Source organism: Streptomyces sp. NPDC015032, assembly GCF_043080425.1.
GTDB lineage: Bacteria > Actinomycetota > Actinomycetes > Streptomycetales > Streptomycetaceae > Streptomyces.
Map to the genome: position 1 here is coordinate 14,402 of NZ_JBIBVN010000072.1, position 843 is coordinate 15,244.

Genomic DNA, 843 nt, shown 5'->3' on the forward strand with positions numbered 1-843 from the left:
ATCGTCCCGACGCGGCCCACGGTCACGATCCCGATCATCCCGACGGAACCCACCACCAGAACCACCACGACTGTCATCCCGGCGGAACCCACCACCGGAACCACCACCACGACTGTCGTCCCGGCGGAACCCGCCGCCGGAGCCACCACCGCGGCTGTCGTCGCGACGGAACCCGCCGCCTCGGCTGTCGTCGTCACGGCGCGGTCCACGCGGCCGGTCGTCCCGACGCTCGAACCCGCCACCGGAACGCCCGCCCCGATCGTCATCCCGACGCGGCCCCCGGTACCCACCACGCTCATCGTCCCGACGCGGCCCACGGTCACGATCCCGATCATCCCGACGGAACCCACCACCAGAACCACCACGACTGTCATCCCGGCGGAACCCACCACCAGAACCACCACCACGACTGTCATCGCGACGCGGCCCCCGGTCACGGTCGTCACGGCGGAAACCGCCACCACCAGCGGGCCGGCTGTCGTCGCGCCGGTAACCACCGCGGTCGTCATCGCGACGCGGTCCGCCGGAGCGATCGCCACGACGGCCGCTGAAACCGCCTCGGTCACCACCGTCCCGGCGACGCGGCTCGCGCTCCGAACGATCGTCGGGAGAGTTGGTGGACATCGGTGTGACTCCTTCATCGGGTACTACAAGACATTCTCGCGCAGTCGGACACCCGACGCGCTACGACAAAAAAAGGACCCTTGGTCCCAGCGTGAACGCTGGGACCAAGGGTCCTTGAAAGATTGTTCGGCGGCGTCCTACTCTCCCACAGGGTCCCCCCTGCAGTACCATCGGCGCTGAAAGGCTTAGCTTCCGGGTTCGGAATGTAACCGGGCGTTT

1 rRNA gene and 1 pseudogene are annotated in these 843 nt (G+C 68.1%); both read right to left on the reverse strand.

The features are described from left to right. Window positions 1-569, reverse strand: a pseudogene (locus ACF08M_RS40180) (hypothetical protein); the annotation flags it as partial. 179 nt (window positions 570-748) lie between these two features. After that, window positions 749-843: ribosomal RNA gene (rrf, locus tag ACF08M_RS40185) — 5S ribosomal RNA — on the reverse strand; the annotation flags it as partial.